Genomic DNA, 20,592 nt, shown 5'->3' with positions numbered 1-20,592 from the left:
CAACCCCAGCACCAACACCCGCACCAACCCCAGCCCCAACACCAGCACCAACACCAGCACCAACACCAGCACCAACACCAGCACCAACACCAGCACCAACACCAGCACCAACCCCAGCACCAACACCAGCACCAACACCAGCGCCAACACCAGCGCCAACACCAGCGCCAACACCAGCGCCAACACCAGCACCAACGCCACCACCAACACCAATACCAACAACTCCCGAAGGTAGGGAGATAGTAGTAATAGATGGTATAATAGGTTTTTTCAATGCAAATGGCGACTTTGTAGTGATAGAGCAAGTAGAACCAACAGAACCGCCAGTAATAACACCAACTCCACCAGTCATAACACCAACTCCACCAGTCATAACACCAGCACCAACCCTAGCACCAACACCAGCACCAACACCAGCACCAACACTAGCACCAACGCCAGCTCCCGTACCTACAGCACCAGGGGGAGGAATTCTTTTTCAAGGAGAGGACGTTGGCACCGAGGGAGACGATCTAGCATTTGGTAGTGCCTTCAGCGATACATATTCTGCACTAGGTGGCAATGATATAGTATATGGTCTAGAAGAAAGTGATTCTTTACTCGGACAAGAAGGCAACGACCAAATCAACGGTAACCGGGGCAATGATACGGTTAGCGGTGGTTTGGGAGATGATAGTCTACGAGGTGGAAGAGATGTTGACTCTGTTCTCGGTGATGCTGGGAATGATACAGTATTCGGCGATCGCGACTCAGATACAGTCAGAGGTGGAGAAGGTAGGGATATTATTTACGGTGGTAAAGAAAACGATGATGTAGCAGGAGGAGATGAAAACGACTTTGTTTCAGGAGATATTGGCGATGACACGGTAGCAGGAGATGGAGGTAACGACAGTCTTTTTGGCCAGGTTGGTAACGATATTATCTCTGGTGGCGCAGGATTAGATTCTATTAGCGGTGGTGAAGGTAATGATAGTATTTCAGGAAATGAAGATAATGATAGTATTTCAGGAGACCAAGGTAACGATACTCTAGATGGTGGTACGGGAGATGACGTATTATCTGGAGGTCAAGATGATGACTTATTATTGGGAGATGCAGGTGTTGATACTCTCAATGGCGATGAAGGAAACGATATTCTAGATGGTGGGGAGGCAAATGATGTCCTCTCAGGCGATCGAGGAAATGATTCTATTGATGGAGGTCTGGGTGACGATCTATTGATAGGTGGTCGAGGTGATGATACTTTAACTGGGGGCGAGGGTGCAGATAGTTTTGTGATTCTAGATTTTGGGGAGTCTGATAATTTATATACTGTTACTGACTTTAATACTACAGAAGACCTTCTTAGTTTGGAGGGAGGTCTTACGTTTGAAGATTTAGAAATATCTACTGAGAGTGGTAATACTGTTATTCGGAATGCTGACGGTAATACTTTAGCTATTTTAATTGGAGTTGATAGTAGCACTCTGAACCCTAATAACTTCTTCCCACAACCAGTTAACACAGCGCCACCAGTAACTGACCCACCAGTAACTGACCCACCTGTTACCGACCCACCTGTTACCGACCCACCTGTTACCGACCCACCTGTTACCGACCCACCTGTTACCGACCCACCAGTAACTGACCCACCAGTAACTGACCCACCTGTTACCGACCCACCTGTTACCGACCCACCAGTAACTGACCCACCTGTTACCGACCCACCTGTTACCGACCCACCAGTAACTGACCCACCTGTTACCGACCCACCTGTTACCGACCCACCAGTTCCCCCCGATCCAGGTGAAGTAACACCACCTTCTCTCAACGATCCTCCCACTGACATTTTTTTAGATAACGACAGTGTGGAAGAAAATAGTGAAGCAGGTACAGTTATTGGTACATTTACCACAGAAGACCCAGATGAGAATGATGTCCATGAATATAGATTAATTGATGATGCTGATGGACGCTTTGTTCTCAACGAAGACCAGTTAGTTGTGGCAGAGGGAGCAAGTCTTGATTTTGAGGAACAAGAGACCTATGATATCCAAGTCAGAACATTTGACAATGCTGGAGAAAACATAACCAGGCCATTTACTATCAGCTTGCTCAATGTCAACGACTCGCCAGAAATTACAATTCCTGACGACCAACAACAGGTTAATGAAGGGGAGCAATTAGATATTGTTGGTATTGAAGTAACAGATCCCGATGTTGGAGACGAAGAATTAGAAGTCACCCTAGAAACTACTAATGAGGGTAAGCTTACTCTTAATTCTACTTCTGGTCTCACCTTTACAACAGGTGATGGTAAAGCAGATACCGAAATAGTATTTACGGGAAGTTTAGAAGATATTAACCAGTCTCTCAATACCCTGACATATACAGGTAATAACTCAGGGAGTGAGTCTATTAGCATCTCGGTAAATGACCAAGGAAATACAGGTTTAGGGGACGCTCAAACTGATACTGCTCTAATTAATGTCAGTATTAATGATTTACCATTGGTGGGAACGAATATCGAATTGGTGGTCAATACACAAGAGACTGGAATAATAGATAATACTCTCCTAGAAACAACTGATGATAGTAAAACTTCTTTAATTTATACAGTTACAGAATTCCCTACTCGTGGTAATTTGCTAGTTGATGGAGGAAGCTTTACCAGTTTTACTCAGGAGGATATTGACCAAGGGTTACTCACTTATGAACACGATAATAACGATACTAAAAATGATTCCTTTAGTTTCAGCGTTTCAGACCAGGTAGGAGGAGAAACCACAGACACATTTGAAATCAGAGTTAATGTACCGCCAAATATTACGAGCAAAAATTTAAGTCTTAATGAAGATACCCAGGAAGAAATTACTAACCAAAATCTACTGGCAGAAGACCCTGATACTGAGGCAGTTGCAGAAACTCTAATTTATGAAATTACGGAATTACCAACCAGTGGAAAAATACAACTAGGAAAGGCGACTCTGGGAGTAGCTGATACTTTCACTCAAGAGGATATTGACCAAGGTAGTCTTTCTTACCAACATACAGGAGATGAACCTGGTACAGATACATTTAGTTATGTTGTGACTGACCAAGATGGGGGTACGACAAGTGGGTTACTTAATATTGATATTAACCCTGGTAATGATAACCCACAAGCTGTTAACGACGTATTTGACACGAACGAAGATACGGCAATAACTATTGATAAGTCTAAGTTATTAGCAAATGACTCTGACCCTAATGATGATGAAATTACAATTACTGAGTTTGCTGCCAAGAATATCGAAAATGGCACTTTAGAAGAAACAAAAAATAGTTTCATCTATACTCCTGATGAAAATTTTAGCGGAGAGGAGAGTTTCACCTATACTATTGCAGATACTGAAGGGTTAACAGATACAGCAACAGTCAGTATTAATGTTACTCCTGTTGCTGATACTCCTAACCTGGAAATATCTACATCTTCGGTATCGGGTAGTCAAGATGAAGAAATATCTCTAGATATTACTGCTAGCTTAGTAGATACTAGCGATTCAGAAACTCTATCTATTACCATCGTTGGAGTGCCAGAAGGAGCAACACTTTCAGCAGGTACAGTTCAAGATGACGGTACTTGGGAACTGACTGTTGAAGAGCTGGAAAACTTAACTTTAACACCTTCTACAGCAGAACAAACAGAAGTATTAAACTTTGAGTTAACAGTTACAGTTACAGCAACAGAAACAGCTAATGATGATACTGCTTCGGCATCTGGGGTTATTGCTGTAGAAGTGACTCCTTTGAATGGACCTCCCATTGCTGGTGATGATGTATTTGAAACTAACGAAGATACGGCAATAACTATCCAACGGTCAGAACTATTAGCAAATGACTCTGATCCTGATGGTGATGAAATTACAATTACTGAGTTTGTTGCTGATAATATCAACAATGGTACTTTAGAAGAAACAGCAGATAGTTTCACCTATACACCCAATGAGAATTTTAGTGGAGAGGAGAGTTTTACTTACACCCTCACCGACAGTCAAGGGTTTACAGATACAGCAACAGTCAACATTAATGTTACTCCTGTTGCCGATACTCCTAACCTGGAAATATCTACTCCTACTGTTTCAGGTGGTCAAGATGAATCAATATCTTTAGATATTACTGCTAATTTAGTAGATACTAGCGGTTCAGAAACTCTATCTATTACCATCGTTGGAGTGCCAGAAGGAGCAACACTTTCAGCAGGTACAGTTCAAGATGACGGTACTTGGGTTTTGACTGTTGAGGAACTGGCAAACTTAACTCTCACACCTTCTCAAGCAGAACAAACAGAAGTATTAAACTTTGAGCTAACAGTTACAGTCACAGCAACAGAAACAGCTAATAATGATACTGCTTCAGCATCTGGGGTTATTGCGGTACAAGTAACTCCTTTGAATGGACCTCCCATTGCTGGTGATGATGTATTTGAGACTAATGAAGATACTGCCATAACTATCCAACGGTCAGAATTATTAGCAAATGACTCCGAACCTGATGGTGAGGAAATTACAATTACCGGGTTTGCTGCCGATAATATCAACAATGGCACTTTAACAGAAACAACAGATAGTTTCATCTATACGCCCAATGAAAATTTCAGTGGAGAGGAGAGTTTCACCTATACTATTGCAGATACTCAAGGGTTCACAGATACAGCAACAGTCAACATTAATGTTACCCCTGTTGCCGATACTCCTAACCTGGAAATATCTACTCCTACAGTATCAGGAACAGATATAGAAGATTTGCCTCTCGGTATAACTGCTAGTTTAGTAGATACTAGCGGTTCAGAAAATCTGTCCATTACTATTAGTGAAGTGCCAACAGGAGCAACTCTTTCAGCAGGAACAGACCAAGGTGATGGTAGTTGGGTTTTGACCCCAGAGGAATTAACCAATTTAACTATTTCCCCTCCTGGAGACCGAGAGACTGGAACAACCTTTAGTTTTGACTTAACAGTTACAGCAACAGCAACAGAAACAGCTAACAATGCTACTGCAACTCAAACAGGTACTATATCCGTACAAGTAGCAGCATTAAACGATGCCCCAGTATTAACAGACCTAGGAAATTTAGCTCTGACAACTATCAATGAAAATGAAGTAAATAATACTGGAACTCCTGTTGCAGATATTATCGCTAGTGCAGTTACAGATGCTGATGGAGGAGCTAGTAGCGGAGTCGCTATTACTCAAATAGATAATACTAACGGTTTGTGGCAATATTCCGTCGATGCTGGGAAAAACTGGGTAGACGTAAGTACGAGCAATACCACATTACTGACGGCTACAGCAAACGATCGCCTCCGTTTTGTTCCTAATACCGACTTTTTCGGCAATGCCACTATTCAATTCCGTGCCTGGGATACCACAGATGGTAGCAGTAATACTACCCAACTGACAGATATTTCAACCATAGGAGGCACAAATGCCTTTAGTGATGGTGTTGGTACTGCGAATATCTTGGTCAACGACATCCCCGAAATTGCTAACAACAACGAACTGGTTATCAACCTTGGGGGTACAGGAACCATAAATCAGAATTTATTGCAGACAACAGATGGGGATAATGGCACAAATGCTTTTACTTACACAGTTACAACTGAAGTAACAGCAGGAATATTACAACTGGAAGATAACCCCACCAATACTTTCACTCAAGAAAATATCAATAGTGGTGTAGTTATCTACCAACACACAGCTACTAATACAAATGATGACTCCTTTAGTTTCCAAGTCATTGATGCTGATGGCGGCCAAGCGACAGAGACCTTTAATATTCGGGTCAACGATCCACCTGTGGGCACTACAACTGACTTAAGTGCATTTATTGGTCAAACCAAGGTCATTCCTACAGAAAATCTCCAATTTATTGACCCTGATGTAGCAACTGCCACTCCTGCTTCTGTACAATATACTCTGACTGAAGTGCCGACTTTAGGAACATTGCAACAGGGAGGAGAAACCTTAGCAGTAGGAAGTACATTCACTCAGGAAAATCTTGATAATGGAGAAATTAGTTATGCAACTACTACTGCCGGTATTGGCACTGACAGCTTTAACTTCCTAGTTACAGATCAAGAGGGGGGTACTACCAGTGGGTTGTTAAATATTAATATCCTCGAAGCTAACAGACCTCCAGAAGTGGAAGCGGATAAACCTATAACCTTGAATGAAGACACTACTGCGACCTTAGACATTCCAGCACCCACTGACCCCGACGGTAATGCGTTCACTATTACTGTAGACAGTATTCCCAATGCAGAAATTGGGCAAGTCGTATTGTCAGATAATACTTCAGTAACTGCTCTCCAACAGTTAACTACAGACCAATTAACATCATTAACATTTGTTCCAGTTGCCAATGCTAACGGAGCTGCTGGCACTTTCAGTTACACCGTTGATGATGGCAATGACGAAAATAGTTCGGCAACTCAAGTTATTGATATTGATGTCACCGCAGTAAATGACCCACCCATTGCCGTTGATGACGGACCAGTATTTACCAGTAGAGGTAACGCGCTGAGAATTGATGTGTTGTCAAATGACAGCGAGATTGATGGCCCCGATCCCCTCTCAATTCAAAGTTTACCAACTGCTTCCCTGGGCCTATTGACCACCATTGGTAACACTCAGGTTGAATACACACCATTGTTTGGCATTGGTACTGAAATTTTTCAATACACCGTTACTGATGGTCTCGAAGAAGCTACTGCTACTGTTACGGTAAATATTCTGGATGTTAGTAATGCTGCTGACTCCCTTGTGGGTGGTGAGTTGAATGATGATTTTGATGGTGGCGGAGGCAACGATACTCTCGAAGGTTTAGCAGGAAATGATACTCTGACAGGAGATGATGAAAACGACAGTTTAGTAGGTGGTGACGGTAACGACTCCATTGATGGGGGTAGCGACGACAATACCATTATTGGTGGTTTGGGAGCGGATACCCTTTCTGATAATAATGGCAATAACACTTTTGTTTATACCAGTGCTGATGACGGTGGTGCGAAGTTTAATGCTGCGGATGCTGCTTCTATTGGTACTGCTATTAGTGCTGGTTTGTATGACCGCATCACTGGTTTTGATAACTTAGGTGACGTTGGTGGGGATACTATTGCATTCTCTAGTACAGTTATTCCTGCTGTTGATAATATTGCCACTAATGTACAAATGACAGATATTTCTGGAAATGTGTTAATAGCCGGAAGTCCTGGTTTATTTGCCTACGAAGTTGAAGGTAAAACTTATCTCATTTATGATGCTAATGGTGATAATACGGTTGGTGATGATTCACAAATTCTGGCAGAATTAGATGTTAGTGGGGTTGTTACTCTGGATATAAATGACGACTTTACTATTATCTAATATCATGTTCGGTTGAATACTTACACTTTGGAGGAAGGAAGGCAGTAGGCAGTAGGCAGTAGGCAGTAGGGAATATTGGTTCAAGGCCAGAAGCTTTTTTATAACTGATTATCCGAACATAATATAATATCCAGTTACATTAAGTATCAGTTACTAATAATTTTGTAACCCCTTACTACATAGGTTGTTGAGAACTCAGCAACCTATTTTTTATATAGCACTAGGCAAATAGGACACGGACATTTATAAATGCTCAAACTCAGTCATATCATGTCCAGTAGCATCGGTATTGTATAGTGAAGGTAAGGAAGAAAGAAGAGGGAAGAAGGCTTAACAGCTTGAAAAACGGGCGTTGCTGATTCTGGGTATGATATCATGTCTGGTTGAATACTTACACTTTGGAGGAGGTAAGGCAGGAGGCAGGAGGCAGAAGGGTTTCCCGCAATTTTAACCTAATTCTATACACAAACGATGCTACCGGACATGATATAACCCCCCAAAATTGGGGGGATAAAACTCTAAAAGTCCCCCTTTATAATCCCCCTCCCGTCCCCCTTGGAAAGGTGGAAGCCATTAGAATTTCACTCCAACAATGATATTCATCGCCCCCTAATTACAAGCTGCTGCGAGTAATTAAAAAGTAGTGAGCTAGCAGCAAAATTATCCCTCTCCTGAGAAACCTTATATTGCGGGAGAGGAATTGAAGTTAGAATAAAGTCCCTGTGCTAAGAATCACATTTATCTATAACTTCCCTCAATTCTTCCTTTGACCGCTTGGTAATTTGAGCGCTAGTAACAGTACCCAAAACCCCGCTAGATGCTGTCAAGGTTGCTTCAGATACTTTATCAATATATAAAAGCCCCACACCAAATAAAGTCATCAACGCAGATGCAGCAGTTACACTAAAAGCAAGGTTGTAGTTATGTCGCGCTTGTCGTAAAAATTCGCGGATGACTTCTTCTTTAATCTCGCTGTTGTCATCATTATTTTCTGGCTTGTTAAAAAATTTAAACTGCATTTTTAACCTCTGAAATGTTATTTGATTGTTTGTTCATACTGGTATTCTAATCAGAAGAAAAAATATATACCAGGGCAAATAGGTTTAGCTGATGTTGAATGTTTGCCCTGTAGTTATGCTGTAAATTAGGGCAAATAGGGATGCAAAGAAAATCTATCTGCCCTATTTCCGGAAACTACTAATATGCTATTGTTCAATTAAAAGTAGTAACATCTACTGACAGCAATGCGTACATCTGACAAAGTGCAATCGAGTGAGGAAGGTAAAGCCATACTCAAAAGAACTTATAATGATTATGGACTAAATCAAGAGAAACTAGCAAAGAAAGCATCTGTATCTGTGGATACAGTTAAGCGCTTACTTGGGACTAAAGATTGTCCAAATGGAATTGAAAGATGGGCAGTAACAAATATTGCAAAAGTTCTCAATCTAAAACCTACTGATATAGTTGACCCAAAAGACTGGTATCCTCAACAGCAGTTACCATTAGAATTTGAAGGACTAATTTACGAAAAGACCCAGTTATTTTGCGGTCGTAAATTTGTCTTTGATGCTATAGAAGAATTTATTAAAAATAACCGAAACGGCTACTTTACTATTATTGGTGATGCGGGGATGGGGAAAAGTACCATTGCTGCTAAATACATATTAGATAATCGAGAAGCAATTTGCTTTTTTAATATTCGTGCTGAGGGAATGAATCGTCCAGAATTATTCCTCAAACAAATTCGCGAACAATTGATTAGTCGTTACGACTTGCAAAATGTAGAAGATGTAGGTTTATCAACTTTGTTGAGAAAAGTAAAACAGAAATTATCTGCGGGTGAACGTTTGGTCATTGTGGTTGATGCATTGGATGAAGTTGATCAACAAAAACCATCTGAAAATATTTTAAATTTACCTACTGTTATTCCAGATGATGTTTATTTTCTTCTCACTAGAAGACCTTATAATGACAATGATAAAAGGCTGAATTTTTCTCCTGCTACACCAATCCAAGAATTGGATTTAAGGCAGGAAAAGAAAGAAAGTAATCGGGATGTGAAGGAGTATATTTGGAAATTCCTGAATGATGGGGAATATAAACACGATTTGAGTCAGTGGATTGAAAAACAGAAGCAAATCTCTAATGATGAGTTTGTGGAATCAATGGCCATAAAAAGCGAAAATAATTTTATGTATTTGCGCTGTGTTTTACCAGCAATAGCTAATGGTTTTTATAATGATAAACCTCTGGATGAATTACCCATAGGTTTACAAGGATATTATCAAAGTCATTGGCAACTCATGGGGATGACAACTAAGCCTTTACCAAGGGATAAAATCGAAATTGTTTATGTAATGTGTGTTTTACGTAGGGCTACTTCTCGCAAAGTTATAGCTAAATATTCTAAACAGGATGAGATGACTGTGCAGGAAGTGCTTGATGGTTGGGCACAATTTTTACAGAAACAAGAAAACCACCAAGCAGCACGTTACAGATTTTATCACGAAAGTTTTCGAGAGTTTTTATACCGTAACGATATCGTCCAAGCTGCGGGGGTAAACTTACGGGAAATTAATTCTGGATTATTTAAGATGATTACTAGGAGAAAGTAGTAATGATTGATGTTCATGCTATTTTAGATGATTTTTCATCCAATGACGAAGAAATGGAATTGTTTTTGGGTGAATCACTCAGATGGGCTGTATATGGTGATGAAGTTGAAGTTGAAGATTTATGTCAATTGTTGAGTGATTATTACTTTATTGAAGCCAAAATTAATCATAATAGCTTCGGTATCCAAGCACTAATTAAAGATTATGATTTGATTGATGATATTGACTTCAAATTATTTAAATATGGCTACCAAAGTATAAAATCATTAAAGTTAATTCAAGGAGCATTGCGACTCTCAGCACATATTTTAAATCAAGATTCAAAGCAATTAACAGGGCAATTATCAGGGCGTTTACTAGATTTTGATGCACCAGAAATTCAAAATTTACTACAACAAATACCACAAACGCAAGTTCCTTGTTTGCGTAGCTTGAGAGCTAGTTTAAGTTCCCCTACTGGACACTTAATATCTACCCTCGGTGGTCATTTTGACGGGGTAAATGCAGTTGCTGTCACACCAGATGGAAAATTTGTAGTTTCTGGTTCATCGGATCATACTGTTAAAGTATGGAATTTGAATACAGCTACAGAAATTTTGACATTTAAAGGTCATACTTCTCCAGTAAATGCTGTAGCTGTTACTCCAGATGGTAAGAAAGTAGTTTCTGGTGCATCTGATAATACTGTTAGAGTCTGGAATTTAGAAACAGGTGCAGAAATGTTGACTTTTAATGGTCATAGTTTACCCATAGTTGCTGTAGCTGTTACTGTAGATGGTAAGAAAGTAGTTTCAGCATCAATTGCTAATATTAATTCCATCAAGGTCTGGAATATAGAAACTGAGAGAGAAGAGTTAACCTTAGAAGGTCATAACGACTTAGTAAGAACTATTGCTATCACCAGATATGAGGTGATTTCTGGAGGAGATGATGGAATCATTAAGGTTTGGAGTTTAAAAAATGGTAAACTCCTTTTCAAATCTGGTCTACACAGGAATGAAAATGGTGATTTGTGGGCAATATATGCAATAGCAGCTACTGTCGATTGTAGTCGAATAGTGGCTGTTTGTAGTGATAATTCTTTAATTGGTCTTGATGCAAAAACAAATCGGCAAACCTACCAAAGAAAGCCTTTTCGTAGAGCATTTTATCGTAAGCTTAAAAGTCATACTGCTCCCATAGTCGATATTGCTTTGACATCTGATGGAACACGATTTATTTCGGCTTCCTTGGACAAAACCCTCAAAGTGTGGGATGCAAAATCTGGTAAACAACTTTTAAATTTAATTGGTCATAATGACTCAATACATTGTGTGATAACGAGTCCGGATGATAAAAAATTAATTTCTGCTTCACAGGACAAAGCACTTAAAGTTTGGAATTTAGACTCAGTAGAAAAGTGCATTCAGGCTACTAATGATATATCTGTAAATGATATAACCATTACCCCTGATGGAGAACAAGTGTTTTTTTGTTTAAAAAATAATACTGTTATAGGTTATGATTTAGAAAATATTAAGCCTATTTATAAATTTATAACTGATAAAAATTGGTCTATTTTACAAAGGATAAAAAACATATTCATATTTACTATAGAGCTACTTTTTTTGCGTTCTTGTTTGGTTGTACTATCCTGGATTACAGTATTTTTTTCAACAATATTAACATTATATTTATTTTTATTCCCTATGGGATTAATTTTTGAGTTGATTTTTAAAAGCTATTATACTTTATTGACATTTATCTGTATCTCGATATTACAAGGACTTTTTTTTAAAAAACCTAATACACCTAATACCAAGATTAAATCCAAAAATCTCACCGATTATACTAAATTTTCAGATATCAAATCATATACACAATTAAACTTAATCTGGTGCTTAGAATCAAGCTTAACCTGGTTGAGCAAATTAAGCAAGAAAAAAAAGCAAATTATTGCTGTAATTGCTACACAATCTAATCAGGGATTAATTTTTATAGATACTAATATTATAAATTTGAGGTGGAGTTCTTATTTTGTTACAGTATGGAGTTTAAGAGATAAAAAGCATATTTTTGATTTACGAAGTCATCTACAATTTCTTTATCTTGTTGTTTTCTGCATTTTAATACTTATTATTAGTGTATTATTTTTCTTATTGTCTAAGGATAATTTTTTCTTTGTACTTGGAATTGGAATTGGAATATGTGCCGTGTACATAAGACTAATTGGAATTGTTCTATTTTTTAATGAATCTCTAACAACAATATTAATCACTCCAAATGAAAAATATTTAATTTCTGGCTCAACTAACAGCACAATTAAAGTTTGGAATATGGAAAAGAAAAAGTTTCTTTTTGCCCTCAAAGGTCATAAACAAAAAGTAACTGCTTTGACTATCACCCCAGATAGTAAATACTTAATTTCTGGCTCCAAAGATAAAACTATCAAAGTCTGGAATCTAAAAACTAAAAAGCAACTTTTAACCTTCAAAGGTCATGGAAGCTCTATAAATACTATGTCAGTAACACCAGATGGAAATCACTTAATTTCTGGCTCCAAAGATAAGACCATCAAAATTTGGAACCTTAAAAAGGAAGAAGAAATTCGTACATTTACAGGTCACACTGACTCAGTAAATTCAGTAAAAGTTACATCCGATGGTGAGCTTGTTATTTCTGCATCCTCAGATAAGACTATACAAGTTTGGGAATTTAAAACTCGAAAAGTAATTGCCACATTTACTGGAGAAAGTGAAATAAATTGCTGTGCAGTTGCACCTGATAATGTGACTATTGTAGCAGGTGATATATCTGGACAGGTTCATTATCTGCGCTTGGAGGGTATTGAGATGTACTTAAAGGATAAGAGAGTCGCTTTTAAAGGATAAAATCACCCTCCCAGGTAAGCTAGAACTTTTATTTCTCGTGGGAAGACGGGAGCAAGTGATTTCATTCAAATTTCTCCAATACACTTCCAACAAATTATTTGGGACTGCTGACACTTTATGGTTTTAAAACAGTTACTTTTTACTTTAAGCAACATATTACTATTTCTTGAGTATTTTCAGCACTTCTTTGGTAAGCTGCTCTATTTCAGTAATTGCAGGTCTTGCTTTAGCTCCAAAGGTGTGAACAGTTTGACCATAAACTGCTGACTGGCGATACACCTGACGTTGTTGAATTTGAGTTTTGAGAAGTGGAATACCAAACTCGGCTAGAACTTCCTGCGTTTCTTGGGTAAGTGTAACGGCTTGCAAACAAAAACGCTTCAGCTCGCAAACAAGGCAATTTTTCCTACGGAATGCTCCGCAAACAGCTCACATTAACTGCAAATAAAAACACCCTTCAGCTGCTGAGACTATGTTCAATGAACAACTTGCACCCCCTTGGAACGCTTCTAGGTAGTGCAATTGTGTGGTTGTTTGCGCTCAGACAGTTGCCAACGGGCATATACGTTTTCTTTACAAAACTTTACAACGTTGCACCTGGTGACACGAACCTTCGATCTACGCCAAAAAGGTAGATATCACTCGGATATGCTTAAAAATAGTGCCTCCAGTTCATTTGATATCAAATCCGTTTAATTCGATATAAAAAAATTTTCCATCTTCAACCATTACCAAATATTTCCCCATCTCCCCATCTCCCCATCTCCCCATCCCTCTATCTAATTACACCGATGCTACCGGATTTGATATGAGATAGTTATCTCTATCTTTTTTCCCTTTTTTTCAATATTTACCCCTTCTTCCTTCTTCCCTCTTCCTTCTTTCTTACTTCTACCATTTGTAACAAACATTTATCACGCTTGGTATTATATCATGTCCGGATAATAGGGTGATAAAAAACCTTTTCCCTTCTAACCTTTTCTTTCCTTCTGCCTCCTGCTATCCTAGATAACTAAAGCCTCCAGCATAGCTGCCTTACCTCCTCCAAAGTGTAAGTATTCAACCGGACATGATATTACTTTTGACTTTTGACTTTTAACTTTTGCCTTGCGCGTAGCACTATACCCTTGACACTTTGATAAAAGATTGGGTAGGATGGAAAAGCATCAAGGATCGGGATTAAGTGCATAAAGAAAATCAGGTTAGTTGCACCCTTGTTTAGATTAAATTCCTACCTACTTATGATACAGTGGCAGGAAAAAGAATTATAATCTTTAATTCAAGAGAAAAAGAACTCCTCGAATTTACTGATTATCTGAATATAACGTTGACAGCATCTAGGTGAAAGCTACCAGAGTTTTCTAGTTGAAGTTGCTGAAAGATTTATTGTCAAACATTAATTTAGAGGTAATTATCATTAATCGAACTCAGCAAAATTACAGAATAAATAATAATATTTTTCCTGTTTTCTAGGCTGAGATATGAAGAAGTGAAATGATAGTTCAAAGTCATTTTTACCAATAGCTGTAATATCAATTGAATAAGCTATCTATTCAAGAATTTAGAATTTAGAATTTAGAATTTAGAATTACCTCTCCTTTAAAAGGGATAGGATTGACTCAAAGGAAAACTTTTCTTTTTATCCTCTTATAAAGAGGAGGCTTTCAAGCGTAATTTTTCGGTAATTTGTAATCATATCAAATCCGGTTAAATACCGTCACAATCAATAGCTTAAAACCCTGATTATTACGTTATTGGATCTATGTGCAATTAGGCGGATTTGATATCAGATGAAAAAAATTTTTACAAATTACCTATAAGCTGCTGCCAAATTGTAGAAAATAACGATTAAATAAAATAGCGATCGCCATATTTTTCAGTATATTCACTGATAATTTACTGAGAAAATATTCAACTGGGATAATGAAGATCTTTATCGATATTATAGCAATTTGAAAAAAGAATACTACAAAAAGGTAGATATCGATCGGATATGCTTAAAAATAGCTGTTAAAATTTATTTGAGATAGTTATCTCTATCTTTTTTCCCTTTTTTTCAATATTTATCCCTTCTTCATTCTTCCCTCTTCCTTCTTTCGTAGGGACGTTGCATAAGGGCGTCCCTACCATTTGTAACAAAAATTTATCACCCTTGGTATTAATTAGGGTTTGCTGATTAAATATAAAAGCATTAACATATAAAGACTTTAGCCTTTTTAGGTCTGAAATACCTTGGTTTTCAGCTCTTGACGCTCAAAAAGTTAGTATTTTAGGCGCATAGTTGGGCATAAAAATCAAGGGACAATTCTTACTCCTACCTCTTCTAAATTCCTATTTCTCCTGTCTTCCCCTCCTGGGAGGGGGAGGGGCGAGGGGTGGGTTGTCTCCTGTCTCCTACCTTCACCCATAATATCATGTCCGGATAATTAGTGATAAAAAACCTTCTCCCTTTAAACCTTTCTTTTCCTTCTGCCTTCTGCCTTCTGCCTCCTGCCTTCCTGACTCCAAAGTGTAAGTATTCAACCGAACATGATATAAGACTTTTTCAGCAAACCCTAATTAATCTAAATTAATCTGATTTTTCCGGATGAGCAGCAATTAGCAATGCTTAAACGAATAGCAAACAAAATACTAAAAAGTCGAACAAACTATGGCTACAGTAACTAATCTTAACGATAGTGGTGCTGGTTCCCTAAGACAGGCAATTATCGACGCTGCCGCAGGTGAGACAATTAACTTTGACCCCAGTCTAGGTGGTCAAACTATCGCCCTAGCGAGCGAACTTCTCATTGATAAAAACCTCACCATTGATGGCGATGAAACCAACCCAGTCACAATAGACGCAGGAGGAAATGCTAACGGTCAATTTCGTGTATTTAATGTTGATGATGGCAACGCCAATAACCAAGCTACAGTTACCATTGATGGAGTAAACATCACAGGTGGATTTGCTTTTGGCAGCAATGCTACCAACGCTGGTGATGGGGGTGGTATATTCAACAATGAAAATATCACTGTCAGTAATGCTGTAATCACAGGTAACACGGCATCAGGAGATGGTGGTGGTTTCTATAACAACGATCTAGGAACCGCCAATATTATCAACACCACTATTAGTAGTAATGAAGCTAACTACAACGGTGGTGGTGTCATGGCATTTGGTAATACAACCATTGCTAATTCTACCATCAACAACAACTCAGCACTTGCTGTTGGTACTGGTGATGGTGGTGGTGTTGCTATCTTTGGTACTACACAGATTAATCAAAGCACCATTAGCGGTAATACAGCAAACGGTCAAGGTGGTGGTGTTTACGTCACTGCCAATAACCCCAATTTAAACCATTTTACCACCGCTACAATTGCTAACAGCACCATTACTAATAACTTTGCACAAACTCCGACTCTAAATAATGGTGGCACTGGCGGTGGTTTAGCAAGTTTCGCTTTAGATAGCACTCCCAATAAAATTGCTACAACTGTTACTTCTACGATTATTTCTGGCAACCGTAATAATACGGGTGCTAATGATGTTGATGAATTAAGAGCTACCAGCAACTCCATCCAAAGTGGAGGCAACAACTTAATTGGTACAGGAAACGCTAATAGTCGTTTCAGCGCTACAGGCGATCAAACCGGAGTCACTAGCCCCGGTCTAGACCCCCTTGCTGACAATGGTGGTCCTACTCAAACCCATGCTTTACAAGCTGGCAGTGCTGCTATTAATGCTGGCAGTAACCCCCTAGGTCTGACTACTGACCAACGGGGTACAGGTTTCCAGCGCGTTATTAATGGTGTAGCTGATATTGGTGCTTTCGAGTTTGGCAACTCCACTCCGACTCCGACTCCAACTCCTACACCTACTCCTGGACCTACTCCTACCCCTACCCCAAGTACCATTTTTGGTACTGGTGCTGATGATAATATTAACGGTAATGGTCAGGATAATATTATCGACGGTTTAGCAGGAGACGATGAAATCAATGGTCGGGGAGGCAACGATCAATTGTTTGGTCGTTCAGGTAATGATACCCTTATCGGTGGTGGTGGTCTAGACACCCTTGATGCTGGTCCAGGCAATGACAGTCTCTCAGGTGGTGGCGCTTCAGATACCCTCTTAGGTTTTGGTGGTAACGATACTCTCAATGGTGATAGTGGTTCAGATTTTCTTGATGGTGGCGCTAATAGAGACATCATCAATGGTGGTGCTAATATGGACACCCTCTTAGGTGGTGGTGGTATAGACACTATGGATGGTGGTGACGGTCGAGATACTCTCGACGGTGGCCTCAGTGCTGATAACTTAACTGGTGGAACTGGCGCTGATAGTTTCCTCTTGCGTTCTGGCGATGGCAATGACTTAATTACAGACTATACAGATGGAATAGATAACTTCTTATTAGATGGTCTGACTTTCAGTGATGTGACTGTCATTCAAAGTGGTGCGAATACTATTCTGCAAGAGACAGCAACATCACAAAATCTCGCAACCTTGGCAAGTGTTGCTGCTGTTAATATTGACAGTGGTGATTTTGTCGTTATCTAACTGAAGATTTGTACTCTTTGTCAACATCTACTTAACTTTTGAAGCGATCGCCTCTTCAATTTTGAGGAGGCGATCGCTTTTTAGATTATATCATGTCTGGTAGCATCGGAGCGTGTATAAAATTAAGGTGACACTCTTGAGAAAACCTTCTGCCTCCTGCCTCCCCCTCCTGGGAGGGGTTAGGGGTGGGTTGCCTCCTGCCTTCCTTCCGCCAAAGTCTAACTATTCAACCGGACATGATATTACTGCTAAAATAATTGCATCTAATTCTCAAATTCATTAAATATTTTTTGACATTATTAGTCCAATGCCAATGTCCAAAATTAATCAAAATATCTATGGAGTAAAATTACCTATCTCGTCTATTACCCTCTTATTTTGATGATTTAGGAATTTATATTTATATTTGCAAATCTCTGGATTGATTAACTATTTGATAATTTTGTATCAATCAATACTTAAAAATCGGGGATTATTTGTGAGATTATTAATAATAATTATCAATAATTTATTGGTAAAATTAGCTCTGGACTGACTATAGTACTACGCAAAATAGGGTGTGGACATTTATAACGAAGTCAGAAGTAAACCCACCCCTAACCCCTCCCAGGAGGGGAAGTAGGGGATGTGACTAACCCCTCCCAGGAGGGGAAGTAGGGGATTTGAGCTTCGCTCCAAAAATATTTCGCCTCAAAAGGCGGGGTTGCGCGACCTATATTATTTTGATAAATCCTCAAACTTAGTCAAGGATTACTTCTGAATTCTGAATTCTGAATTCTGAATTCAAAACCTGCCCCGATAATTGCAAGATTTTAGGCGTATCAGGCCACCATCACCTTCTTTAAGGAGTTTAATCATGGTTAAGTTATCAACAACTACCTCTAATAAAAATCGTCCCAACCTACAAGCTTGGTATAGACCGACGTTTTCTCCAGAGCAAGGAATTTTGCTAGTATTAGGTGGTTCTTTTATTACAGGAGCAGCTTTAGCTCAGGAATGGACAAACTCAACAACTTTAGCTTTAATCTGTGCTTTTTTTGCCCTGCAAGCAGAACATCCCTTAGTGGTACAAATAAAACAGCGAAGGAGCTGGAAACCCCGCTTTCTTATCTGGGGTGGGTTATATGGAGGTATTGCCATGGCGATCGCTGCATGGCTATGTTTTCAATCTCCATGTTTGCTATGGATCTATGCCATGGCAATAGCAGCTTTAGTTGCAGATAGTATTGCAGTGCTAAAGCAAAAACAAAAGTCTATACTAAATGAATTAATCGGATTTACAGCTATCTGCCTATCAGCACCTTTAGCATATATAGCTACTACAGGCCACATTTCTTTAACTGCTATGGCAATGTGGATCGTGAATACCTTATTTTTCAGCAGTGCTATATTTACACTCAAGTTGCGAAAAAAGAAAACCAGTTCTCCTATACCTGGAATAATATTTCATGGAACTGCAGTCCTAATTATATTGAGTCTTTATTGCTTCAACTGCTTAAATATAGCCACAGCTTTATCCTATACTGTGGCCTTAGTCAAGTTAGTAGCGATCGCCTTTCAGTTAGATTGGTATCGCACAACAAAATTTCACTTTGTGGCAATATTTGAGACTCGTTTTGCCTTGCTTTACATTGCTATTGCTGCCATAAGTGTTCTTCCTGCTCATTTGCCCAGCGCTTAAAATCAAACAGAACTTACGGATGATATCATATCATGTCCGGTTGAATAATTAGACAATGGTTGTCCGAAGGCAGGAGGCAGGAGGCAGGAGGCAGAAGGTTTTCTTTCATTGTCACCTTAATTTTATACACGCTCCGATGCTATCGGACATGATATCAAATCCGAGGAAAGGGGAAAAAGTGAGTATGGGTGGGATAATGATGAGAGAAAAACTAAGAGACATCTCCAAAAATTAAAAATAAAATCAATTCTTATCCATAAATTATCAATTATTTCCCCCTGTTCCCAGCTCCGGTGTTCCCTCTTTTCTGGAGATGTCTAAGGGGCAATGATGAATGACTACCTCTTCTACAACTCCCCTAAATCCTAACTCTTAACTACTGCCTACAGCAAAGCTGCCTACTCCCTACCCTAATAAAAAGACTTTATGAGCGCAAACCCTAATTAGCGATCAAACTCCGTTCCGCTGACGCGACCGATAAACTTTCTGTTTCTTCTTCTTTCTTCCCTCCTGACTCCTGACTCCTTCATAGTTTATTTAGGGCTTGCTGATTAAATCTCAAAGCACTTAGAGATAAAGGTTTGAAGAACTTTAGGTGCTGAAAAAGTAGCAGCTTTTCGGTTGATGGAGCGGAAAAAGTGAAGATTTTGGAGTCATTGTGACAGAAAAAGTAAGGGTGGATTATGAATGATATCAAATCCGCTTAATTGGACATAAAAAAATTATCCAATTGTCATAACTACGCTCATCTTGTCTTATCTTTCTTCTCCTGAATTCTGAATTGCAGAATTGCTGAATTCTAAAGACTTAACCATTCTATGGCTGTTTAACCGGATTTGATATGACCAGTTCTTCTAGAACTCCCCTAGATCCTAACTCTTTACTACTCCCTACTCCCCTCCTGGGAGGGGGAGGGGCGAGGGGTGGGTCCCTACTCCCTACCATAGCAAAAAGACTTTTTCAGCAAACCCTATTTATAACTGTTCAACCAGACATGATATAACAGCTTAAAGTGAACGGACAATAGCAACTCTACCATATCTGGGATCGATGTCAATTCCCATCACTTCTAGAGTTCTAAATAATCTGCCATCTGCTGTAAAAATTGAATAATTTCCTGTTGTACCTGCTGGCAAAGATAAACATTGATTAAAAATTTCTTGTCTGTGGTCTGGAGGTAAAAAATTGTTTTCTCCAACTCTTAATGCTGCTTGATTATAAAAAGAAAGTTGACTTTGGTAGTTAAGGATGCCAGCAGGAGTTGGAAATTGTTCGCACCACCTTAAGGCCAAAAACCATTTAGCTTCCGAAAGTCTTTGATATTCTCGGTTTGGGTTAGGGTGTTGTAAAACTTTGTATCCCCCTTCACTGGCGAAAATTGTTCCACCTAAAAACCCAAACATTATGCCAATGGTATTACCCATGTTGAACTAGCTCCATCCATAATGTGAGAGATATTGGCTGTTTTGACTTCTCCCGCAACTTAAGTACA

9 protein-coding genes are annotated in these 20,592 nt (G+C 39.1%); 5 read left to right on the top strand and 4 right to left on the bottom strand.

Annotated features, from left to right (window positions below; all coding sequences use genetic code 11):
* On the bottom strand, nt 1-274 hold a 274-nt coding region (locus F6K54_RS02990; protein WP_293074245.1), incomplete at its 3' end, for a hypothetical protein.
* 19 nt (nt 275-293) lie between these two features.
* Here F6K54_RS02990 and F6K54_RS02985 point away from each other — a divergent pair.
* Nucleotides 294-7,385: an Ig-like domain-containing protein gene (locus F6K54_RS02985; RefSeq protein ID WP_293074242.1), complete on the top strand. Its 7,092-nt coding sequence runs from the start codon at nt 294-296 to the stop codon at nt 7,383-7,385.
* Between the two features lie 725 nt (nt 7,386-8,110).
* Here the strand turns inward: F6K54_RS02985 and F6K54_RS02980 are convergent.
* Nucleotides 8,111-8,404, bottom strand: a complete 294-nt coding sequence (locus F6K54_RS02980; RefSeq protein ID WP_293074240.1) for a hypothetical protein — start codon at nt 8,402-8,404, stop codon at nt 8,111-8,113.
* A gap of 225 nt (nt 8,405-8,629) precedes the next feature.
* Here F6K54_RS02980 and F6K54_RS02975 point away from each other — a divergent pair, with 225 nt between their 5' ends.
* Nucleotides 8,630-10,003 (top strand): ATP-binding protein, encoded by a 1,374-nt coding sequence (locus tag F6K54_RS02975; protein ID WP_293074238.1) that lies wholly within the window; start codon nt 8,630-8,632, stop codon nt 10,001-10,003.
* Between the two features lie 2 nt (nt 10,004-10,005).
* On the top strand, nt 10,006-12,873 hold the full coding sequence (locus F6K54_RS02970; protein ID WP_293074235.1) for a WD40 repeat domain-containing protein: 2,868 nt from the start codon (nt 10,006-10,008) through the stop codon (nt 12,871-12,873).
* 159 nt (nt 12,874-13,032) lie between these two features.
* Here F6K54_RS02970 and F6K54_RS02965 read toward each other — a convergent pair whose 3' ends face one another.
* Nucleotides 13,033-13,242 carry a hypothetical protein gene (locus tag F6K54_RS02965; RefSeq protein ID WP_293074232.1) on the bottom strand — a complete coding sequence of 70 codons (210 nt, stop codon included), beginning with the start codon at nt 13,240-13,242 and terminating at the stop codon, nt 13,033-13,035.
* Nucleotides 13,243-15,523: 2,281 nt separating this feature from the next.
* On the opposite strand from F6K54_RS02965, the gene F6K54_RS02960 reads away from it, so the two are divergent.
* Nucleotides 15,524-17,419 carry a choice-of-anchor Q domain-containing protein gene (locus tag F6K54_RS02960; protein WP_293074229.1) on the top strand — a complete coding sequence of 632 codons (1,896 nt, stop codon included), beginning with the start codon at nt 15,524-15,526 and terminating at the stop codon, nt 17,417-17,419.
* Nucleotides 17,420-18,275: 856 nt separating this feature from the next.
* Nucleotides 18,276-19,100, top strand: a complete 825-nt coding sequence (locus F6K54_RS02955; protein ID WP_293074226.1) for a YwiC-like family protein — start codon at nt 18,276-18,278, stop codon at nt 19,098-19,100.
* A 1,007-nt stretch (nt 19,101-20,107) separates the two neighbouring features.
* On the opposite strand, the gene F6K54_RS02950 is transcribed toward F6K54_RS02955, so the two are convergent.
* A complete protein-coding gene (locus tag F6K54_RS02950) occupies nt 20,108-20,524 on the bottom strand; it encodes a hypothetical protein (protein WP_293074223.1) in 417 nt (138 codons plus the stop codon).
* Nucleotides 20,525-20,592 lie beyond the last annotated feature (68 nt).

Source organism: Okeania sp. SIO3B5 (assembly GCF_010692555.1).
Taxonomy (GTDB): domain Bacteria; phylum Cyanobacteriota; class Cyanobacteriia; order Cyanobacteriales; family Microcoleaceae; genus Okeania.
Note: the sequence above shows the minus strand (reverse complement) of the source record. Positions and strands in the feature narration are given on the sequence as shown.